Consider the following 19452-nt stretch of genomic DNA (forward strand, 5'->3'; position numbering starts at 1 on the left):
CAGACCGGGCGACGGACCGTGGCGGCTGGCATCGGGCGGCCCGCCCGACGGCTCAGGCGGGTGGGAGGCGGCTCGGTGGCTGCGGTGTCCAATGAGGCTTGCACGACGGCGTCGGACGTGAGCGTCCATGACGCGGCCGAGGCACCACCACCGGACCGGCGGATGACCGACGCCCGGATGGTGGTCCTGTACGAGACGCACGCCGACCCGCTCTTCCGTTTCCTGCTGCGGTTGACGCTCGGCGCCCGGCACCTCGCCGAGGACCTGCTACAGGAGACGATGGTGCGGGCCTGGCGCAGCATCGACGTGCTCGCCGCGGACCGGGAGTCGCAGCGCCGGTGGTTGTTCACCGTGGCCCGACGGATCGCGATCGACGCCGCCCGGGCCCGACAGGCCCGGCCGACCGAGGTGGGCGTCATCGACATGTCCCGCCTGCCGGCCGCCACCGACGCGATGGAGGAGGTGGTGGCCGCGCACACCGTACGCGAGGCGTTGCCCAAGCTGAAGGTGGAGCACCGTACGGTCCTGATCGACCTCTACTTCCACGGTCTCTCCACCGGCGAGGTAGCCGCCCGACTGGGCATACCCGAGGGCACGGTCAAGTCCCGCGCACACTACGGGCTCCGCGCGCTGCGGGCTGTCGTCGGCTCGACAGATTCCGACTGACCTGGCCGTTCCGGGAGATCACGCCGCGACCTAGCCTTGACGGTGACACCTCCGGGTGTGACGACACCGAGCAGAGCCGGCGGACCCATGACTGACCTCGACGACGACCACCCCGCGCCACCGCACCAGGTCGCGCTCTACCTGCTCGGCGCCCTCGACGCCGACGGCGAGGCCGCCTTCGAGCGACACCTCGCGGGGTGTGCCCCCTGCCAGGACGAGTCCGACCGGCTCGGGCCGCTGCTCACCGGGATGAGCCGGCTGGGCGTCGACGAGGTCGATCCGGGTGCGGCCCCGACGCGTTCCTGACCGTCAGGCACGCCACCACTTCTGGTTGGCGTCGCCGCTGCACTGCCAGAGCTGCAACCGGGCACCGTTGCCCGTGTTGAAGTCCCGGACGTCGACACACTTGTCCGCCGGTTGGTTCACCAGGTCGTGGGCGGCGTTGAGGGTGAACCGCTGGGCGGCCCCGCCGTTGCAGTTCGCGAGTTGCACGGTGGTTCCGTTGGCGGTCGACGCCCAGGCGGCGTCCATGCACTTGCCGAAGGCCCGGATGGTTCCGTCGGAGGCGAACGTCCACTTCTGGTTCGCCGAGTTGTTGCAGGTGTACAGCCGTAGCGGGGTGCCGTCGGCCGAACTCGGCGCGTCGACGCACTTGTCGGCGTACCCACGGATCCGGACGCCGGACCCGCCGCCGGTGGCGGGCTTGGTCGTGGTGGGCGGCGGGTTGGCCGCCGGAGGCTTCGCCGGTGGCGGTGCGGCCGGCGGTGGCGCGGCCGGCGGTGGTGCGGCCGGTGGTGGTGCGGCGGGCGGTGGCGCCGCCGGTGGCGTCCGGCCCGGGGCGGCCCCGGCGGCTGCCGGCGGCCTGCCGCCCGGAGCGGCCGGGGTCCCGGCCGGGGCCCCGGCGGGCGGACCGCCGAGGCGGGGGTCGTGCGCGTAGTGCTCGGCGTACGCCAGCACCATGCCGGTGTGCTCCCGCAGCCCGGGGGCGTCCGGCAGGCCGCCGGCCTGCTGGACCACGTCGGTGCCCCAGTGGTACGCGGCGAGCGCCACCGGGTAGGGGTCCGGACCCAGCCCGGACAGTTCCCGGGTGAGGGCACACATCGCCTGGCCGAGCGCCGGAACGGCGGTACGCGGATCCCACGGGGAGCCACCCGGGGGTGCGTACCGGGACCAGATCTGGGGCGAGAACTGGGCGACGCCCTGCCCGCCGCCGGCACTGAGCAGGTTCGGGTTGAACCCGGAGGAGGCCATGAGCTGGCCCGCCACCCGGGCCGGGGTGACCGTCGCGCAGACCTTGCCGGCGGCCAGCACCAGCGGCACGTAGTCGTCCGGTACCGGAACCGGCGCGGTGCCGGGAGTGGGCACCACACCGACCGCGCGGGCGACCGGTGCCGGGCTGCCGGCGGAGAGGTCGGGCTGGTGCTCGTACCAGGTGGCGTACGCGGTGACCGTCTCGACGTACCGGTCCGCCTGCGGTGGTACGCCGCCCGAGGCGCGTACCGCCGGCAGCCCGGACCGGTACGCGGCCAGGGCCAGGCGCCACGGGTCGCCGGCCACGCCGGCCTGACGTACCTGCCCGACCAGGTCGCACATGTGATGGGCCAGGGCCACGATGTTGGCGTCGACGTCCAGCCGGGGAGCCCTCGGCCACGGTGCCCACGCCTGCCAGGTGGTCTCCGGCAACCCGGCGATACCGGCCGCTCCGGCGCTGCCGTCGACCCTCAGGTTGATCTCGAACCCGGAGGCGGCCATGAGCTGGGCGGCGACCCGGGCCGGGCTCAACGCCGGGCAGGAGAGCGCCGCCGACGCGATGGTCGACACGCGCGCGGCCGGCACCGGTCGGGCGCGAAGGCCGGTCTCCTCCGCGGTCGCGGCACCGAAACCGGAGCCCGCCGCGACCGCGCACACCCCGACCATCGCCAGTACGGCGGTGAGGGCGACCGTCCGGCGCAGTCGCGGACCGAGCGGGGATCGCCCAACCGGTGCCCGCCGCGCCGCCGCGACCAGCCGGCCGAGGCGTCGTACGGTGTTCCCGCCAGCACCTGCCCGCACAGCTCACCCTCCTCGACGACCGACATCCGCACCCCACAACGGTCCGCGACCCTCCCCGGTTCACGGCGACCGCCCGTGGACTGCCGGCGATCCCGTGGGGTGACGGTTCGGTGAGTCGGTTCGAGCGGGCGACCCGACCGGTCAGCGGCTCAGCCGCCGGTAGCGGCGGATCGCCAGCGGTGCGAAGACCGCGACCAGCAGCAGCGGCCACGCGGTGGCGCTGGAAGGGGTCCCCGCGCTGCCGGCCCCGGTCCCGACCGGCGGCACCGGGACGAGGGGCGTGGCGGGTCGCCCCACCCCTCGCCGCCGGAACCTGTCCGCGTCAGGGCAGGAGGTAGTCGGAGTTCAGGACGTACGGTGCGGGTTGTTGGTCGTCGCGGCCGTCGTGTCCCTGGGCGTCGCACTGCCGGGCGGCGACGATGCAGCCGTTGATCATGGCGGCGAGGGTCCGTTCGTCCCACGCGTTGAAGAAGTCGTAGTGGAAGGTCGGGCCGGCGCCGCTGGCGAAGCGGACCTTGGACATGTCGCCGTTGACCGGCCAGGCCATCTTGAACTCGAGCTTCGGTACGGCGACGGGGTGGGTGTCGGGGCAGACCCAGCCGGACGCCTTGTGGGTGTCGACCGGGTACGCCATGTGGCTCTGGTGGTCGGGGGAGTCGAGGTGCAGTCCGTCCCAGCAGCTCGGCGCCTGGTAGCGGATGTTGAGCTTGACGCTGCGCTCGGACGAGCAGGTCAGCGGGATGTTCTTGTTCTTGTAGCTGTCACCGCACTCGAAGCCCTCTTCGGTGGCGGCGAGGAACTTGTCGGCGTCGAGGTTCTTGGCGTTGCCGACGACGTAGCGCAGGCCGGTCGGGAACGGGCGCACGGTGCGGTAGTCGGTGACCCCGGCCTTGTAGTAGATGGTCTGCAGGCCCTCGGGGTTGACCTCGGTGTTCCCGTTGAGCAGGGTCGGCATCCAGTACGCGGACAGGTCACCCTTGGCCTTGCAGGTGGTCTTGCCCTTGCGGAGTGACTCGACGGTCGAGGCCGCGTTCGTGGTGGTGTTGCCCATGAAGGTGTGCGAGTGCGAGGCACCGGCGAGGTTCGGGAAGACGATCGGGTCGTCGCCGAGGTTGGTGCGGCTGACCGAGCAGTTGGCCTGGAATTCGTGGAAGCCGCCCTTGTTCGGCGGTACCTCGTGCGAGGGCTTCACGTTCTTCACCGGGTTGGGGGCCGGGATCCAGCCACCCTGACCGCTCGGTGCGGACGAGGAGGCGGACGGCGCGCCCGACGGTGTGCTACCCGCCGTGTTGCCGGGGGAGGCCGAGGTGCCGGGAGTCTGGCCCGGTGCCGTCTCCTGGCCGGTGTCCGCGGTGCTGGACTGCGCCGAGGGTGTGGGCATTCCGGTGATCGGCCCCTTCGGTCCGCAGCCGGTCGCCAGCATGGTGAGGGCCGTGACACTGACGGACAAGGCCACCAGGCGCCATCGACGGACTCTCACGTGGAACATTGAGGTGCCTCCTGAAAAGGGGTCTTGCGGCGGGTGCCGGTCCGACTCTCCCGATCTCCGCTTCCCTGATCAACAGGCTTGGGCCAGCCCTAAGACTGCCCTAAAGATCATTACCTGGTTGGTCCGTCCGCTCGCACTACTCGGTCAGAATTCCGGAATTTCTGTTATTCGCCGAATATTTGATTCATTTGCATAGGTGTGGCGAGAGTTCGCCCCGGTCGAATGGCGACTCAGGCGGTCGGCGCGGGCTGGTCGAGGATCGCGCTGAACCGCTCCTCGGCCAGGTCGAGTTGCTGGAAGATGTGCTGCTTCACCCGATCTGACAGCGGCGTGTCCGCCCGGCCGATCAGCTCCCGGAACACCGGCACCAGCGGCCGGTACTTGCGCGCCGACGAGACCACCTTCGGGCCGGTCGTGTGGATGACCCCGACCCCGTTGTCGGTGAAGTCCGACACCTTGATCACCCTTGCCCACGGCTCCCGGTCGAGGCTGCTCGCCACGTGCTCGCGGTACTGGGTGTTCCGGTCCCGGTCCGGTGCGTACGCCGGATTGGTCACCGCGCCGACCAGGCGGGCGACCCGGGGGCCGAATCGTCGCGCCAGCGTGTCGAGCGCGGCCTCGGTGGGGTCGGCGTCGCCGGCAGTGGTCCCGGCCAGTTCCGCCGGGTGGTCCTCGACCGCGTCGTGCAGCAGACCGGCGACCACCACGTCGACATCGTGTACGTCGTAGTGGTGCAGCATCCGGATGCTCACCCGCAGCAGGTGGTTGAGGTACGGCTCCCGGACCCGGCGGTCGGACCGGTGCAGTTCGCCGGCGAGGTCGAGGGCGGCGGTGAGCCGGTCCCGGTCGGCCGGTTCGAAGCGCTGGATCTCCAGCCGGAACCGCTCCCGGAGCCCGGCCTCCCCGTGGATCTCGGTGATCGCGTGCATCGGCATGGTGGCGAGGTACGCGGGAAACTCCATCCGCTACTTATAGCCGACCGCGACCGGTTCGGTTCTGCCCGACCCGCGCCCGTACGGCGTCGAGGAACGCCTGGATCAGCGACGCGTCCTTCACCCCGCGCCGCTGCTCCACCCCGCTGGAGACGTCGACCCCCCACGGACGCAGGGCGTCGATCGCGGCGGCCACGTTGCCGGGGTGCAGACCGCCGGCGAGCAACCACCGCCCGTCGAGCGTGGCCCGGTCCAGCGTGGTCCAGTCCCAGGCCGCGCCGGAGCCCGGCTGCGGTGAGTCGACCAGCAGCAGGTCCTCGCCGAGGGCGCCGAGCCGGAGATCGGTCCCGTCACCGGGGGAGGTGGCCCGGATCAGCGGAACCCCCAGGTCCCGTAGCGCGCTGTAGTGGCTGGCGGGCTCGTCGCCGTGGAGCTGGACCGCCCGTACGCCGGACGTGGTGACCGCGGCCCGGACCACCTCGACCGGCTCGCCCCGGAAGACCCCGACGGTCAGCACCCCCGCAGGCACGGTTTCGCCCAGTTCCCGCGCCTGCTCGGGGGTCACCCGGCGGGGGCTCGCGGTGAGCACGAAGCCGACCGCGTCGGCGCCGGCCCCGACGGCGGCCCGGACGTCCTCGCTGGTCCGCAGCCCGCACACCTTGACGAACATGGTGGTCCCGTCCCTCCGGTTCGGCACGACTCGATCCATTCTCGCGGTCACCCCCGGACCGCTCCTCGCCAGGGGCCGAGGCGTCCCACGGCGCGTCAGCAGCTCCCACGCCGGTCGGCGTACGTCGACCGAGTGATTCGAAACTGGCTCATCTTCCGCTTTATCCGAAAGATGCTCAACTGTACGCACAGTCACTTCCCAACTGTGACAAGCGCGATATCCGGGGCGCGCGGTGAAACTTCCCACTGATCCGACTTCGTCTTCACCGCGTACTGAATGTAGGGTCGGTGACGCGCGACTGGGGAGATCGATGAACGCTGCAGGAAGTCGGTCCTGCGCCGGGGCTTCCAGCCTCCGCATAAGTCCGACCAGCGAGGCCCTGTCGTCACGGAACGTAACTGGCGCAGCTCGTTCAGGGGAGGTTGCTCACCGTGCCTAGAGGTACCCGGCGACGTGGGCTGTCGCGGCGGCAGGTAATCAGCTCGACGTTGGTGGCGGTGGCCGGAGTCGGCGCGCTCGGCACCGGCGTGGTGTTGCAGTTCCCGGAGGCCGCCGGCGTGACCTCGTCGAGCGTCCAGGACGCTCCGAGCCCGACTCCGAGCCCCACCCCGGACTACTTCGCCGAGGCGCAGACCCGGATCGAGGCGTACGTCACACAGACCAACGCCCGGGTCGCGATCTCCGTACGCGACCTGTCGACCACGACCGACCTCACCATCGGCTCGCGGGCCTTCCAGACCGCCAGCATCGTCAAGGTCGACATCCTCGCGGCGCTGATGCTGCGCCTACAGGACCAGGGCAGGCAGATCACCGCCGCCGACCGGGAACGCGCCCGGAAGATGATCGTGATCAGCGACAACGACTCGGCCACCGCGCTGTTCAACAAGATCGGTGGCGTCTCCGGGCTCAACGCCGCGAACAAGAAGCTCGGTCTGACCCAGACCAAGGCCGACGTGCACTGGGGCATGACCAGCACCACGAGCGGCGACCAGATCAAGCTGCTCTCCGACATCTCCGGCACCGACGGCCCGCTCACCCCGACCAGCCGCGAGCTGATCCTCGATCTGATGGGTCAGGTCGACTCGACCCAGCGCTGGGGGGTCCCGGCCGCGGCGAGCACGGCGACCACCGACGTCTTCGTCAAGAACGGCTGGGTGCCGGACGACGCGAACAAGGGCCGCTGGCAGGTCAACAGCATCGGCCGCCTGGTCGAGCCGGGCCACGACTGGCTCATCGCCGTCCTCTCCGACGACCACGTCAAGCAGGCGGACGGAATCAAGCTGATCGAGCAGGTGGTCAAGTACACGATGGGCGAGCTGCGTACGTTGCCCGTCGTCACCGCTCCCTGACCCCTCCGTACGCTCACTCGCTCCGTGCCGGCGGCACCCGTGCCGGCTCGGCCGGGTCCGTCCGGCCACCACCCGGGCGCGCGGCGTCGACCGCCGACCTCGGGTGGTCCTTGCCCGGCACCACCGCCGACGCCGGTCGTCTCCGGTCGAGCAACAGGAAGAGACAGCCGGCGAGCAGACCCCAGAACGCGGCCCCGAGACCGAGCACGGTGAGCCCCGACGCGGTCACCACGAGGGTGACCACGGCCGCCGACCGGCCGGCGGGATCGGCGACCGCCCCGGCGATCGCCGCGCCGAGTGCCCCCAGCAGGGCGAGCCCGGCCACCGCCTCCACCAGCACCGGCGGCGCCAGCAGGACCAGGGCCGTGGCCAGCCCGGACCCGAGGCCGAGCAGGAGGTAGGCGACCCCGGTGGTGACCGAGGCGATCCAGCGCCGGCCACGATCGGGGTCCGCGTCCGGTCCCGCGACCAGGGCGGCGGTGATCGCGGCGAGGTTGACCGCGTGGCCGCCCAGCGGTGCGGCGGCGGTGCTGGCCAGCCCGGTGCCGACCAGGACCGACCGCAGCGACGGCCGGTAACCGAAGCTGGCCAGCACCGCCATGCCGGGAACGTTCTGGGACGCCATCGTGACGAGGAAGAGCGGTAGGGCCAGGCTGACCGTCGCCGACAGGCTCCAGGCGGGCGTGGTCAGCTCGACGGTGGGGCGGAGGTCGGCCTCGGCCAGACCACCGACCGGTGCGGTCAGCACGATCACCACCGCCGCCACCGCGAGTGCCGCCGGCACCGCCCACTGCCGGGCGAACCGGGTCAGCACGGCCCAGGTGAGCACGACCGGCGCCGCCATCAGGGGCACCTCCACCAGCGCGTGCACCGGGGCGAGGCAGAGGTCGAAGAGCACCCCGGCCAGCATCGCGCTGGCCACCGGCGCGGGGATGGCCGCGATCGCCCGCCCGAGCGGCGGGACCAGACCGGACACCGTGATCAGCAGTCCGCAGAGGAGGAACGCGCCGACGGCGGCGGCGAACCCGCCCTCGACGGTGCCGGTGGCGACCAACAGCGCCGCGCCCGGCGTCGACCAGGCGAGGGCGATCGGCATGCGCTGCCGTACGCCGAGCCAGATCGACACCAGGCCCATGGCCAGACAGAGGGCGAGCAGACCCGAGGCGGCCTGCCGCTGGTCCGCGCCGACCGCGCGCAGACCGGCCAGGACCACCGCGAAGGTGCTGGCGAACCCCACCAGCGCGGAGAAGAGACCGGCCAGGACCGGTTGGAGCAGGCGGGTCATGAGGATTCCTCCCACTGTCGACGCCGACCCGACCGGGACCCGTGGCAACGTCCGCCCAGGGGTCGGCCCGGTCCGGTGTTCCGTAAACGGAACACCGGAGTTCTGGAGAATAGCGCCATGGACGAAACCGTGGGAGGCCCGCCCGGGGCCGACGTGGGGCGCCGGCTGCGCCGACTGCGCGAGGCGCGGGGGCTTTCCCTGTCCGCGCTCGCCCGCCGGGCGGGCATCGGCAAGGCCACGCTCTCCGGTCTGGAGGTCGGCACCCGCAACCCGACCCTGGAGACGCTCAACGCGGTCACCGCGCAGCTCGGCGTACCGCTGACGGCGGTGCTCGCCACGCCCGCCGACCAGACGGAAACAACCTCGCCGCCGGTGGTACGGGGCCGGGCGGTGATCGGCACGCTGCTCGAGATGTTCGAGGAGGAGGCGGCCACGTACGAGCTGTTCCACCTGCGGGTACTGCCCGGACCGGTGCAGGTCGCGCCCGCGCACCACCTCGGGGTGACCGAGCACATCACCGTCTTCGCCGGGGTGCTCCGGGCCGGGCCGACGGACGCGCCGCTGCTCGCCGGAGCGGGCCAGCACATCTCCTGGCGGTCCGACGTGCCGCACGGCTACGCCGTCGTCGGAGCGGAGGAGGTCCGGGCGAGCCTGCTGATCCGTTACCCCCGCCGACCCGGACCGTCCTGAGGACGACCCGGTCTCGCGTACAGTTCCGGGGTCACCGACGATGAACACACAAGGTACGGAGCGGCAGCGCGGCATGACGGCAAGTGAGCGGAGTGGGGCTGGCGAAGCGCCCGTGGGGATCGATCCGGCGGAGCTGGAGACCTGCCTGCGGGTGCTCGCGGCGGTGGACGGACTGCCGGTGGACCACCCGGACGCGGTGCGGGTGCGGGTGGCGACCGCCCGGATCTTCAAGAGCGTGAAGGAACGTCGGCGCAAGGAGCGCCAGGCCGAGGTGGCCGCCGCCGACCGGGCGGTGACGGCGGCGACCGCCACCGGCGCCCCCGGCCGGATCGACGACGAGACCAGGGGGCTGCCGCTCGCCTCGTCGACCGAGGCGCCGCTGGCCGGCACGCTGCGTCGGGCCCGCGCCTGCTACATCTGCAAGGAGCGGTACGTCGAGGTCGACGCCTTCTACCACCAGCTCTGCCCGCCCTGCGCGGCCACCAATCGGAGCCGCCGCGACGCCCGTACCGATCTGACCGGGCGACGGGCGCTGCTCACCGGCGGTCGCGCCAAGATCGGCATGTACATCGCGTTGCGACTGCTGCGCGACGGCGCGCACACCACCGTCACCACCCGGTTCCCCAACGACGCGGTGCGCCGCTTCGCCGCCATGCCGGACAGCGCCCAGTGGCTGCACCGGCTCCGGATCGTCGGGATCGACCTGCGCGACCCGGCCCAGGTGGTGGCGCTGGCCGACTCGGTCAGCGCGCAGGGGACGCTGGACATCCTGATCAACAACGCGGCCCAGACCGTACGTCGCTCCGCCGGGGCGTACGCGCAGCTCACCGCCGCCGAGTCGGCGCCGCTGCCGGACGGGCCGCTGCCGGAACTGGTCACCTTCGGCCACCACAGCGCCGGACCGGCGGCGCTCGCCGCCGCCGTCGCGCTGCCCCAGCAGCGTCAGACGCTCGCCCCGCACGAGCTGACCGCACTCGCCCTGACCAGCGGGTCCGCCTCGCTGGACCGGGTGGCCGCCGCGACCGCGATCGACGCCGGCGGGCTCATACCCGACCTCGCCCCGGAAAATAGCTGGTCGCAGCGGGTGCACGAGGTCGACCCGGTCGAACTGCTCGAGGTGCAGCTCTGCAACGTCACCGCGCCGTTCGTGCTGGTCAGCAGGCTGCGCGCGGCGCTGGCGGCAGCGCCGGCCCGGCGCAAGTACGTGGTGAACGTGTCGGCGATGGAGGGGCAGTTCGGCCGGGGCTACAAGGGGGCCGGGCACCCGCACACCAACATGGCCAAGGCCGCGCTGAACATGTTGACCCGCACCAGCGCCGCCGACATGCTCGCCGACGGCATTTTGATGACCAGCGTGGACACCGGCTGGATCACCGACGAGCGGCCACACCCGGTGAAGGCGCGGCTGCACGACGAGGGCTTCCACGCGCCGCTGGACCTGGTCGACGGCGCGGCCCGGGTGTACGACCCGATCGTCCGGGGAGAGCTGGGCGAGGATCTCCACGGGTGTTTCCTGAAGGACTACGTACCGTCGGCCTGGTGACCGGTCGGGTCCGGCCGGGACTCTCGACCGGGTCACCCGGGCGGTGGGGCGCCCCGCCGCCCGGGTGACGCTCGGTTCAGGGCAGGGGCCGCTTGAGGTGGTAGCGGTGCACCTCGAACGTGCTCTCCTGGTTGTTGATGTCCTCGGCCGCCGAGACCAGCTCCCAGCCTTCCGCGCCGACCCGGTTGAGGTGCGCGATCGCCGTGTCCCCGAACGCCGAGACGTCCCGTCTGGAGCCGTCGGGGCCGTACCAGATGTAGGTCAGATCCAACCTCCTGCCCTCGCCCACCCGACGTCGGACCAGCAACGCGTACTCCCATTTGACCATCCGTCCATTATGGCCGGTATCCAACGGGTGATCGCCATCCCCACCCGCCCCGTGTCGGGCTTCCGCCAGGCAGCACTGATCGTGAAGCCGGGACGGGTCAGGAGAAGTGGGTGGTGGGGCGGGGGAGGTGCTCGCCGTCCAGGAAGGTGTCGACCTTCTCGTTGTAGAAGGCGACCAGGCCGGCGACCGGGGTGAGCTGCCGGGTCGGGAAGTCGTACGACCAGGCCAGGTCCGGGTACGTCGTCCCGCCCGCCCGCACCGACCAGTAACCGCTGGTCCGGCCCTTGTACGGGCACTGGGTGACGGTGTCGCTCGGGACCAGGTGGGTGAAGTCCACCTCGGTGCGGTCGAGATAGTAGCGGGTCGGCAACCCGGTCTCGAAGACCGTCACCGGCGCCGACGACTCGGCCAGCACCAGCCCGTCGAGTTCGATCCGCACCCGTCGGCTCGACCGGATGGCGTCGACCCGGGCGTACGGGTTGCGGGGATGGACGAAGACCTCCTCGTCCTCCTCGTACCAGGCGTCGAGCGCCTGCCACTCGAACCGTACCGTCTCCGCCAGGCCGGCCAGGACGTCCCCGGTGTACACCCACGCGGACTCGCCCCGGACGGCGTCGCCGACCCGCAGACCGTGCCGGTGGGCGGTGCCCCGACGCAGTCGCTCCGAATGCCGCTCGTCGACGAGCATGTCGGCGCGTACGTCGGCCAGCGGGATGTAGTACTGCGGATAGTTCGGCCACTCCCACACGTACCTGGCCCGGGTGGTGTCGAACAGCGTCCGGCCGCCCAGCATCCCCCGGACCCGCCGGGGCGCGGGTTCGACGTGGTCGACCGGGACGATCATCTGCGGGTAGTCAGGCACGGTCAACCGTCCGGTGGGTGGGCTGATTTGTCCCGATCAGGATACCCCCGCGCGGCAGGCGGGACCGTCGACTTCCGCCGAGCGGGCGGCCCGCGACCCGGCGTTGTCCAGCCGGGTGCCCGGTGGGGCTCGGCGGCCGGTGCGGAAACGCCCGGTCGACCCCGGCATCGGGGGTCGACCGGGCGTACCGGTCGGTGGTGACGGGTCAGGGGGCGGTGATCCGGTAGGTCGCCCCCGCCTGGGTCGGGAAGGTGATCACGTTCCCGCTGACCGTGTGCGCCACCGTGCCCCCGCCGACCTGACCGACCACGATGGTCTGTCCCGGCCACGGGTGCTGGAGACGTACGGTCCGTCCGGCCTCGCTGGTGATGTCGACGTACGTCACCCGCCCGGCCTGGAACGCGCTCGACACCACCAGGGCGTCCTTCTCCCGCAGCTTCACGAAGCTCGCGTTCCGGTTGCTCGGCCAGACCGGGAAGAGCCGGAGCACGCCGCCGTCACTCTGTAGCAGCAGGTTGTTGACCGCCTCGGTCGCGCCGGCCTTCTCCAGACCGTGGAAGGGGTCGCCGATCCGCAGGTTGGCCGTCATCTTGGTGTTGATCTGGTTCTTGAGCTGGTCGATCAGGCTCTGTGCCGGGTAGCCGACCCGGGCCGCCTGGGTGAAGACCTTCGGGAAGCTGTTGTCCTGCCCCCACGAGTTCATCGCGTTCAGGGTGTTGATCGCGATCTGCCGGTCGGCGGCCGGCGAGTTGATGCCCAGCACCTCGCCGGGGTGGATGAACTCCAGGTTCACCGTGTTGTCGCCCGGCCGGATGTTGCGGGTGTCCGGGCCGGTGATCGTACCGGGGTCGGCGAGGGCGAAGACGGTCTGGCCGTTGTGGGTGGTGGTCGGGGTGGCCGGCAGCCGGTCCCGGATCTGGGTCCAGGTGGCCCGGTCACCCGCGTCGACGCCGAGCGTCACGCTCGCGTCGATCAGTGCGGAGAGCAGGTACTTCAGCAGCCCGATGTCCGGGCTGGAGTTGCGTGACCAGGTGCCCTCGTGCGGACCGGCGTAGAGCCGGTAGCGCTGCGACGCCGCGTCGAACTCCAGGTAGTGGGTGAAGAACGCGGCCACCTCCTTCAGGAACGGGTACGCCTTACCGGTCAGGAAGGCCCGGTCCTGGGTGTAGTCGTAGTAGGCGATGAACTGGGTGGCGGCGAAGAGCGAGTTCGCGACCTGCTGGTGGTAGTTGTCGTCGGCGGTGGCGCCGAACGGTGCGATGCCGACCGGGAAGAGCAGGCCGCTCGGCACCCCGCCGCTGGGGAAGCGGCTGTTGACGTAGCTGGGGTTGACCCGGCGCAGGTCCTGCTGGGCCCGCCGCCGGGCCTCCGGCACGTACGCCAGCAGCAGGTCGTGGTACGGCAGCGCCAGGTCGGCGCGGTTGCTGGAGTAGGTGCCGTAGAAGTTGGCCATGAAGTTGTAGTTCAGGTGCATGTCGCCGCTGAACATCGGATAGTCGGTGGTGGCCCAGATGCCGTACAGGCCCGGCGCGGTCTTGCCGGCCCGGCTGGACGAGCCGAGCAGGTACTGCGAGCCGTAGTAGAAGCGTTCGAGCGTGTCGTCGTCGAGGTCGACGTACGACCTCAGCCAGAACTGCTTCCACCACTCCAGGTGCTGGTTGTAGAGGGTGCCGAGGCTGCCGGCGCTCTGCCCGTCGGCGAGGCCCCGCGCGGCCGGGGTCGGGTCGGCCGGGTTCTGCCCGCCACCGGCCACGCCGGTCACCAACTGGATGGTCTGCCCCGGTTGCAGGTTGAACACCTGGGTCGCGGTGGCACCGCTGGCGGTCGGCGTACCGACCGGGGTCGCGCCGACCAGCCGGGTGGCGAGCGCGGCCCGGGAGACCCAACGGGAGCCGGTGGGGGTGGTCCGGCTGGCCCAGGTGGTGCTGCCGGTGACCCCGGCGGTGTTGGTGAAGCCCGGCTTGGCGTCCTGCGAGCCGGACCAGGTCTGGGCCCGTAGCTGGGTGGACGTCGAGCCGAGCGACTGGATCTGGGTCACCACCAGGTTGTCGTTGGCGGCGGTCCAGGTCTTCATCGCCACCGGCACCCCGCCGATCGTCATCGAGGTGGTGATCTCACCGGTGAGGGTGTTCTGCTCCTCCAGGAACGGACCGGACGGCGGTGGCTGTGTGGAGCCGGGCGCGTACAGCTCGATCTGGCCGAACCGGGCGCGCGGGTTGTTGATCGAGTCGGGCGTCGTACCCTGGGTCGGTTCGCTGGTGGTGACGCGGACGTAGCGTCCGCCGGTCGCCGTGATCGACCGGTCGGTGACGCTCGCGACGTTGTTGGTGACGGTGTCGACCGTGGTCCAGGCCGAGCCGTCGCCGATCTGGACCACGAAGTTCTTCGTGGTGTTCGCGGTCTCGTTCGGCCGGGCCGCGGCGTCGTGCCGGATCACGTAGCGGCCGATGCTGCGGACCGCGCCGAGGTCCAGCGTGATCGTCTGTGGCTTGCCGACCTCGGAGACCCAGCCCTCGTAGCCGGAGCCCCACTGCCCGTTCACCGCCCGGCTGGCCGGGAAGCTCGGGTGGGCGCTGGAGGCGGTGGCGACCGAGCCGAGCGCCAGGTTGCCCGACGGGGTGCTGGTCACCGGGGCGATCGTCACCCCGCCGAGCGCGCCCAGGGAGGGGTTCGGGTTGCCGGCCCAGAAGTTCCCCTTGGAGAGGTAGAACGTCTTGAAGCCGTCGCCGCCGCCGGAGGTGACGCCGACGTCGCCGTTGCCGAGCAGCGCGGTGTTCGGCATGGTGCGCGACACCGAATCGCTGTACGCCTGGTTGGTCCAGCGCCCCTTGACCCCGGCCAGCAACTGCTGGATCGCGGCCCACTGCTGTTCCGGGGTGGGCGGTGCCGCCTGCGCCGGCGCGGGCACCACCACGCCGATCGTGCCGGCGACGGTGAGGATCAGGGCCGTGGAGAGGGACCTTCGGTACTGCTGTTGCCGTTTGCTGGTCACGGAATGTCCTTTCTGGGACGGGCGGGTCTTCCGTGCCCACCGGGCCGACGCGGGGGCGCCGGACCGGTGAGGTCTTAGTGGTACGGCTCCGTCGCCGGCCGTACCGGTGCGACGTTCAGGTGCGAGAGCACGCCGACGCCGGGGCGGCGGACGACGCCCGGCCCGACCACGGCACCGCCGAGGTCGGCGAAGGTCGGGTTGACGTCGAACAGGGCGGAGAGGACCGCCTCGGCGGTGGCGGCACCGGCGATCGAGTCGCGGTTGGAGACACCCCGCTCGGCGACCCGGACCCGGATGTTCGCGGGGTCTCGTCGGTCCGGCCGTCCGGACCGGTCCGGATCCCGGTCGACGATCTCCATCGCCTGTCCCCAGAGCCCGCCGGAGGCCGCGTCCGGGGTCGCCCGCAGCACCGCCACGGCCAGGTCCGGGCGGCCGAGTTTGGCCAGCCCGTGCGCGGTCACCCCGGGCCAGGCACCGAACGCCCCGCCGGCACCGTGGTCCGGCCGGTCGGAACTCGCCGCGACCGGGTCGTCCAGGGACAGGGCACGCATCCAGGCGCCGGTGAGCAGGTGCTCGCTGACGAAGTCGACCATCTCCGCGCGCTGGGTGGGGGAGAGGTCCGCGTGCATGGCCGAGGCGACCAGGCCGAAGTCGAGCACGTGCCCGATGGTGTCGGTGTGCTCCGGGTGCCGTACCGACCAGCGCCCGCCGGGGACGTAGAGACCGAGCACGCCGGCCGCCAGCGCCCCCGCCTGCTCCAGTGCCCGATCCGCCTCCTCCTCCCGGCCTCGCAGCCGGAACAACTCGGCCAGGGAGCGCATCATCGCCACGTACCCGGCGTTGAGCGAGGCGATCACGTTCAGGTAGTTCGGCACGCACTCCAGCACCCGCCAGGCGTCGTCGCCGAAGTCGGCCAGCACCCCGCCGGTGGCGGCCCGACGCCGGTCCCGCCAGCCGTGGGCGAGCCGCTCCAGGTGGCCGCCGACCGTGTCCGTACCGGCCGGCTCGTCCAGGAAGGCCAGCTCACCGGTGACGCAGACATAGTGCTCCACCAGCCGGAACAGGGCGTAGTCGGTGGAGGCGTACTCGTTGCCGAGCGGGCCGCCGTGCCGGGTGTCGAAGCCGAACGAGTCACGGTACGGTCCGGCCAGCGCCCGTAGCAGCCACGCCCGCAGTCCGCTCGGTTCGAGCAGCGCGTACATCCGGCTCCACTCGGTGTGGTCCCAGTAGAACGTGGTGGTCGGGCCGAGGCGGGGGCCGCCGGTGAGGAAGACCGGTTCGGTCGGGCTGGCCCGCACGGTGCGCATGTAGAGCACCAGGAGCGCACCCATGTAGTAGGCGCGGCCCAGCTTCGGGTCGTCGGGCTCGAACGTCGGCAGGTGCCCGCTGAAGTCCTCGTTGCCGGGAGTGAACATGTTCCGCCACAGCCGGCGCGTTCCGTGCTCGGTCTCGTCCAGTGCCTCGTCGAAGCCGGCCGCCGTACGGGTCGCCACATCCAGCACCTCGTCGGCGTCGGTGCCGTACGCGCAGACCACACCGATCGTGCGGGTCTCGCCCGGGGCGAGCGTCAGCGACCAGGTCGCGCGTGCCCCGGCGCCGAGTCCGGTCAGTTCGGTCGGGGCGGTCGAGAAGGCGTACGCCGCCCGAGCGGCCGAGCGGCCGTCGGCGGTCCGGACGGTGTTGTCGACGACCGTGGTCCGCCAGCGGTCCGACCGGGTCCAGTGGCCGGTCCGGGCCACCGGCCAACCGTCGAGCAGCAGGGTGGCCTGGTTTTCGCTGAGGACCACCGCGATGGTGTGCCACTCGCCGGCCCGCAGCGGGGTGTCGGCGTAAGCGGTCTCGCCGGAGATGCCGACCCAGAGCCCGTCCGCGTCGATCCCGAGTTGCAGTGAGTCCGGGTGGTTGCCGTGGGTCAGGATGACGCCCGGTTCGGTGAGCGTCTCCGGTCGGAACTCGAAGCTCACCAGCAGCCCGTCGCGCAGTTCGAACTCGTCCAGGTCGACTTGGGTGTCCGGGGCCAGCTCCACCGGCCCGGCGAGGTCGAGGAGGGTGCCGCCCTCCTCGTCGGTGCCGCAGCGCAGGTTCCGCAGCACTCCCGGAACGGCGCTCCGGTGTGGGTAGACGGTGTCCTGGCTGACGTGTCGGGGCAGCTCGTAGCGCATCAGCATCGGGGAGCTGTCCTCGTCGCGCTGGATGCCGGGCAGTCGGGGCCGCCCCAGCCGCACCCGCCGGGGACCCGGCCCGAGCAGGTACGGTGACCCGTCCCGGCCCGGTCGGGTGTTGTCCCGGATCCGTTCCAGGGTGATGAAGTCGTGGTAGTCGCCGTTGCTCCAGGGCACGTCGTAGAGCCAGCCCCAGCCCACCTCCGCCTCGCCGAGCAGGGCGAACAGCTCCTGGTCGAGCTGGTACGTGACCGCCTGCGCCTGTTCGTTGGTCACCTCGACCCGCCAGAGCAGCAGGTCGCGGCCGAGCGCCATCCGGGTGTCGGTACGGACCGACACCTCGGCGTCGCGGTGCTCACGCTGCACGCCCCAGGGCTTCCAGCGGAACCGGTGCGCGTCCAGCACCGTGCCGTCCAGTCGCAGTACCCCGGTGTGGTAGCCGAACGAGTACGGCGGAGCCGCCAGCCAGGAGAGCGAGGTGAGGTCGTGGTTGACGTGTCCCTGCCCCCGCTGGTTGCGCAGCGACGGCAGGTGGGCGAGGTCGTCGGCGTCGACCCACTCGCCGGTCACCTCGTCCAGGTCGGGTACGCCCACCGGCCGGTCGTCGTGCGGCGTACGTCGGGCGGTGTCGGCGGCGGCGGTCACTTGCTCGACCCCGCGGTCAGCCCGGCGATGAACTGCTTCTGCACGGCCAGGTAGCCCAGCACCGGCACGATCGCGGCGAGGAACATGATGCCGAACAACTGCCCGTAGTCCACGGAATACTGTCCAATCGTCAGGTACAGGCCGGTGGTGATGGTCTGGCCCTGCAACGGGCCGAGGATGAAGAGCGGGTTCAGGAAGTCGTTCCAGATCCAGAGCGAGGAGAAGATCGCCACGGTCGCGGTGGCCGGTCGGACCAGCGGCATCACGATCTGCCACCAGATCCGTACCCCGCCGGCCCCGTCCAGGCGGGCCGCCTGGATCACCTCCTCGGGGACCGAGCGCATGAAGCCGACGTAGACGAAGACCGCGAAGGAGAGGTAGCCGCCGCCGAGGTTGGACAGGATCAGGCCGGGATAGCTGTGGTCCAGCCCGAACCAGGTGAGGATCTTGATGGTGGGCAGCAGGATCACCTGCGGCGGGATCATCAGCCCGGCGGCGAGCAGGGCCAGCACCGCCGCCCGCGCCCGGGTGCGGCGGCGGGAGAGGTAGAAGCTGAACGCCGCGCTGAGCGGGATCAGCAGGGCCACCGAGCAGACCACGGTCACCAGCGAGTTGCGCAGGCCGAGCTGGATCAGGTTGTCCGGCCGGCTCAGCGCGGTGCCGAGGTTCTGCCAGGTCGGCGGGAGCGGCGGGGCGACCGGGCTGCGCAGGATGTCCGGCTGGGCCTTGAAGGCGTTGACGATCATCAGGTAGATCGGCGCGACGAAGACCAGGATGACGGCGGCCGCGACGACGACGCGTACCCGGGGTCGCAGCCGGCGGATGGCGGTCACAGGTTCACCTCTCGGCGGCGCAGCGTGTTGGTCACCGTCAGCGCGATCACCGCGGAGAGCACGAGCAGTACCATCGCGACCGACGAGGCGTAACCGAAGCGGTCCGAGGTGAAGGCGAGCTGCACGATGTAGAGCGCGGTGGACTGGGTGGAGTTGGCCGGACCGCCGCCGGTGAGCACGGCGATCACGTCGTAGAGCTTGAGCACGGTGATCAGCGAGATGGTGACGCTGATCGTGGTCCCCGGCGCGAGCATCGGCCAGGTGACCCGGAAGAACCGCTGCCGGCGGTTGACCCCGTCCATGGCGGCCATGTCGTGCAGTTCGAGCGGGATGTTCTGCAACGCCGCCAGGTAGACCACGGTGGTGAAGCCGCTGAGGATCCAGGCGACCACCACGCCGATCGAGAAGAGCGCGGCGTTCGGGCTACCCAGCCAGGCGAACGGCTCGTCGATCAGCCCGAGCCGCTGGAGTACGTTGTTGAGCAGGCCGTCCTGGGTCAGGATGGTCTGCCAGACGAAGCCGACGATCACCCCGGAGAGGACCTGCGGCAGGAAGGCCACGGTCCGCATCACCCGGTAGCTCAGGGTGGTCCGGTTGAGCATCAGGGCGAACAGCACGCCGATCGCGTTCGCCGCCAGCGTGACGCCGACCGCCAGGACGAGCGTGAAGACCAGGCTGGCCCGGAGCTGCTCGTCCCCGTACGCCTCGCGGTAGTTCTCCAGTCCGACGAAGCTGCTCGTCGCCCGGAGCGGGTTCTCGTTGGTGAAACTGCTGCGCAGGCTCAGCAGGAGGGGCAGTACGAGAAAGCAGACGTACAGTCCGAAGGCGACCGCGGCGATGCCGAAGAGGCCGCTGTTCTCCCTGCGTGCTCGACTCGTCCGAGGCCGCATCTCACTTCCTTAACCCGGGCCGGGGGTCCAGCTGTTCTCCCCCGACCCGGTCGTCGCTGTTACC

Annotated in this window: 17 protein-coding genes; 5 read left to right on the forward strand and 12 right to left on the reverse strand. The window is 71.4% G+C overall.

Annotated elements, in window-relative coordinates; translation table 11 throughout:
• Positions 1–117: 117 nt before the first annotated feature.
• On the forward strand, positions 118–666 hold the full coding sequence (locus ACI2K4_RS02725) for a sigma-70 family RNA polymerase sigma factor (RefSeq protein WP_404508189.1): 549 nt from the start codon (positions 118–120) through the stop codon (positions 664–666).
• Between the two features lie 87 nt (positions 667–753).
• A complete protein-coding gene (locus tag ACI2K4_RS02730) occupies positions 754–972 on the forward strand; it encodes a zf-HC2 domain-containing protein (protein WP_404508190.1) in 219 nt (72 codons plus the stop codon).
• Positions 973–975: 3 nt separating this feature from the next.
• Here the strand turns inward: ACI2K4_RS02730 and ACI2K4_RS02735 are convergent, their stop codons facing one another.
• From ACI2K4_RS02735 to ACI2K4_RS02755, 5 genes are all read right to left on the reverse strand, one after another.
• Positions 976–2718, reverse strand: a complete 1743-nt coding sequence (locus ACI2K4_RS02735) for a ricin-type beta-trefoil lectin domain protein (RefSeq protein ID WP_404508191.1) — start codon at positions 2716–2718, stop codon at positions 976–978.
• Positions 2719–2859: 141 nt separating this feature from the next.
• Positions 2860–2985: a hypothetical protein gene (locus ACI2K4_RS02740; protein WP_404508192.1), complete on the reverse strand. Its 126-nt coding sequence runs from the start codon at positions 2983–2985 to the stop codon at positions 2860–2862.
• Positions 2986–3040: 55 nt separating this feature from the next.
• Positions 3041–4198 (reverse strand): DUF1996 domain-containing protein, encoded by a 1158-nt coding sequence (locus ACI2K4_RS02745; RefSeq protein ID WP_404508193.1) that lies wholly within the window; start codon positions 4196–4198, stop codon positions 3041–3043.
• A gap of 239 nt (positions 4199–4437) precedes the next feature.
• Entirely contained in the window at positions 4438–5169 is a 732-nt protein-coding gene (locus ACI2K4_RS02750) for an HD domain-containing protein (protein WP_404508194.1), read from the reverse strand.
• A gap of 7 nt (positions 5170–5176) precedes the next feature.
• On the reverse strand, positions 5177–5836 hold the full coding sequence (locus ACI2K4_RS02755) for a phosphoribosylanthranilate isomerase (protein ID WP_404508196.1): 660 nt from the start codon (positions 5834–5836) through the stop codon (positions 5177–5179).
• Positions 5837–6240: 404 nt separating this feature from the next.
• Between ACI2K4_RS02755 and ACI2K4_RS02760 the strand changes: the two genes are divergently transcribed.
• Entirely contained in the window at positions 6241–7158 is a 918-nt protein-coding gene (locus tag ACI2K4_RS02760; protein WP_404508197.1) for a serine hydrolase, read from the forward strand.
• A 13-nt stretch (positions 7159–7171) separates the two neighbouring features.
• Here ACI2K4_RS02760 and ACI2K4_RS02765 read toward each other — a convergent pair whose 3' ends face one another.
• Positions 7172–8443 carry a benzoate/H(+) symporter BenE family transporter gene (locus ACI2K4_RS02765; RefSeq protein WP_404508198.1) on the reverse strand — a complete coding sequence of 424 codons (1272 nt, stop codon included), beginning with the start codon at positions 8441–8443 and terminating at the stop codon, positions 7172–7174.
• A gap of 117 nt (positions 8444–8560) precedes the next feature.
• On the opposite strand from ACI2K4_RS02765, the gene ACI2K4_RS02770 reads away from it, so the two are divergent.
• The gene (locus ACI2K4_RS02770) at positions 8561–9133 is read left to right on the forward strand and encodes a helix-turn-helix domain-containing protein (protein WP_404508199.1); all 573 of its coding nucleotides are present in this window, start codon (positions 8561–8563) and stop codon (positions 9131–9133) included.
• A 73-nt stretch (positions 9134–9206) separates the two neighbouring features.
• Positions 9207–10676: an SDR family NAD(P)-dependent oxidoreductase gene (locus tag ACI2K4_RS02775; RefSeq protein ID WP_404509164.1), complete on the forward strand. Its 1470-nt coding sequence runs from the start codon at positions 9207–9209 to the stop codon at positions 10674–10676.
• Positions 10677–10752: 76 nt separating this feature from the next.
• Here the strand turns inward: ACI2K4_RS02775 and ACI2K4_RS02780 are convergent, their stop codons facing one another.
• From ACI2K4_RS02780 to ACI2K4_RS02805, 6 genes are all read right to left on the reverse strand, one after another.
• Positions 10753–11004: a hypothetical protein gene (locus tag ACI2K4_RS02780; protein WP_404508201.1), complete on the reverse strand. Its 252-nt coding sequence runs from the start codon at positions 11002–11004 to the stop codon at positions 10753–10755.
• 97 nt (positions 11005–11101) lie between these two features.
• Positions 11102–11866, reverse strand: coding sequence for a DUF427 domain-containing protein (locus ACI2K4_RS02785; protein ID WP_404509166.1), 765 nt, complete (start codon positions 11864–11866; stop codon positions 11102–11104).
• Between the two features lie 205 nt (positions 11867–12071).
• The gene (locus ACI2K4_RS02790; protein WP_404508202.1) at positions 12072–14858 is read right to left on the reverse strand and encodes a glycosyl hydrolase family 95 catalytic domain-containing protein; all 2787 of its coding nucleotides are present in this window, start codon (positions 14856–14858) and stop codon (positions 12072–12074) included.
• 74 nt (positions 14859–14932) lie between these two features.
• The gene (locus tag ACI2K4_RS02795) at positions 14933–17665 is read right to left on the reverse strand and encodes a hypothetical protein (protein WP_404508203.1); all 2733 of its coding nucleotides are present in this window, start codon (positions 17663–17665) and stop codon (positions 14933–14935) included.
• Complete coding sequence (locus ACI2K4_RS02800; RefSeq protein WP_404508204.1) at positions 17662–18498, reverse strand: carbohydrate ABC transporter permease; 837 nt, start codon at positions 18496–18498, stop codon at positions 17662–17664. Before ACI2K4_RS02800 ends, ACI2K4_RS02795 begins: the two co-directional genes overlap by 4 nt.
• Complete coding sequence (locus ACI2K4_RS02805) at positions 18495–19388, reverse strand: carbohydrate ABC transporter permease (protein ID WP_404508205.1); 894 nt, start codon at positions 19386–19388, stop codon at positions 18495–18497. Before ACI2K4_RS02805 ends, ACI2K4_RS02800 begins: the two co-directional genes overlap by 4 nt.
• Positions 19389–19452: the final 64 nt, after the last annotated feature.

It is taken from the genome of Micromonospora sp. NPDC050397 (genome assembly GCF_044901685.1).
Taxonomy (GTDB): domain Bacteria; phylum Actinomycetota; class Actinomycetes; order Mycobacteriales; family Micromonosporaceae; genus Micromonospora_G.